4 protein-coding genes are annotated in these 1,414 nt (G+C 38.5%); all 4 read right to left on the reverse strand.

Features of this window, described 5'->3' with window-relative positions; genetic code table 11:
* The coding region (locus tag ACFVFQ_RS38730) for an SDR family NAD(P)-dependent oxidoreductase (RefSeq protein ID WP_383425418.1) at positions 1-413 on the reverse strand (413 nt) is incomplete at its 3' end.
* Between the two features lie 25 nt (positions 414-438).
* Positions 439-633 carry a hypothetical protein gene (locus ACFVFQ_RS38735; RefSeq protein WP_140419811.1) on the reverse strand — a complete coding sequence of 65 codons (195 nt, stop codon included), beginning with the start codon at positions 631-633 and terminating at the stop codon, positions 439-441.
* Positions 575-754 carry an SDR family NAD(P)-dependent oxidoreductase gene (locus ACFVFQ_RS38740; RefSeq protein ID WP_063262615.1) on the reverse strand — a complete coding sequence of 60 codons (180 nt, stop codon included), beginning with the start codon at positions 752-754 and terminating at the stop codon, positions 575-577. Before ACFVFQ_RS38740 ends, ACFVFQ_RS38735 begins: the two co-directional genes overlap by 59 nt.
* A gap of 117 nt (positions 755-871) precedes the next feature.
* Positions 872-1,294: a universal stress protein gene (locus ACFVFQ_RS38745; protein ID WP_063262616.1), complete on the reverse strand. Its 423-nt coding sequence runs from the start codon at positions 1,292-1,294 to the stop codon at positions 872-874.
* Between the last annotated feature and the right edge of the window lie 120 nt (positions 1,295-1,414).

Consider the following 1,414-nt stretch of genomic DNA (forward strand, 5'->3'; position numbering starts at 1 on the left):
TAAGAAGATATGTTGACAATAGCACCATTCTTTTGTTCCATCATATAGGGTGCAACATGCTTCATTCCAGCAAATGGGCCAAATCCATTAATTGATAGCATCTTTTGCCAATCATCCAGATTGATTTCTGTATAAGGCTTTTCTGATGAAATCCCAGCGTTGTTAATAAGAATGTCAATTTTTCCGAAACGGTCGTTTACTTCTTTGGTTAATGCTGCCCAGTCATCATCAGATGCAACATTTAGTTTCATTCCATAAACGTTTTCTTTTTGGCTTGCTTTTTCAAGTGCAGCTTCATTAATATCTGCGGCAATGACAATCGCACCTTCCTTGCTAAATAAATCTACCATCTTTTCGCCGATACCTGAAGCACCACCAGTAATAATTGCGACTTTATTTTCCAATTTCCCCATTACTCTTCACTCCTCAATATAAACTTTAATTCCAAAAACCTGCTTGTTCTAATTTCTTTTTCCCATTGAAGGAGATAAAGATACAAACAATATTAATAACCAACATCACGACAATAGCATATAAAGCCGGAGTATAACTTCCCGTATAATCAAAAATATATTCATAAGCAGGATGGGCGACGATGGAGGAAATCGCCAATCCTGGCATTTTTCGCGCCATCAGTATTATAATCGGCAATTACAACCTTTGCTCCTTCTTTCGCCAACAATGTCGCAGAGGACAACGCTATACCAGAAGCCCCACCAGTTACAAGGGCGATTTTCCCTTTTACTCTTCCCATTTTATTAACCACCTTTGTAAAAAATTATTGTTTACTAAGTTTGGTGATATGCTGAAACCACCTCCTTTGGTAGCATTTATTACATCTCTTTTTTTGTATGGGATACAATGATGTAACTTATTTTTTTACGATTAATACAGGGATTTGGGAACGGTGCAGTACACCATGTGCCACACTTCCCAATAGCGCTCGATCTATGGCTCCTCTTCCATGACTTCCTAATACAATAAGATCAACTTTTTCCGATTGAGCAACATTACAAATTGTTCGACTGGGATGCCCTGTTTGATGACTAAATAGAAGTCGTTCTTTCCAATTGGAAAGTACACCCTCTATGATTTGTTTTTCAATACGGCTACTAAGTTCTTCTTCAAATCGGTCAACTGCTTCCGGTGCTAAATCATAGGCGTAATTTTCCTTTGCCGAAACGTAAAGCACGATACATGTTGCATTTGGCCAAGCTTCTAAGAATTCCCCCGTCATTTTTGCGGCATGCTCGGAATAAGTCGAGCCATCTGTAGCAAATAAAATTTTTTCCATTTGTAAACCTCCTAATAATGATTAGTTACATCGTGAAATACGTAATGACTGATAGAAGAACGGATGTAATGGTCATGGCAAGAAGTGGTCGTAACGCCTTCGTGCGAAGATCCTTAAGGC

This window comes from Streptomyces sp. NPDC057743 (genome assembly GCF_042798755.1).
In the GTDB taxonomy this organism is placed as follows: domain Bacteria; phylum Actinomycetota; class Actinomycetes; order Streptomycetales; family Streptomycetaceae; genus Streptomyces.

Excerpts from the sequence above, each read along its gene's own strand:
- ACFVFQ_RS38735 (WP_140419811.1), bottom strand. The coding sequence starts at position 633 with ATGGCGCGAAAAATGCCAGGATTGGCGATTTCCTCCATCGTCGCCCAT.
- ACFVFQ_RS38740 (WP_063262615.1), bottom strand. The coding sequence starts at position 754 with ATGGGAAGAGTAAAAGGGAAAATCGCCCTTGTAACTGGTGGGGCTTCT.
- ACFVFQ_RS38745 (WP_063262616.1), bottom strand. The coding sequence starts at position 1,294 with ATGGAAAAAATTTTATTTGCTACAGATGGCTCGACTTATTCCGAGCAT.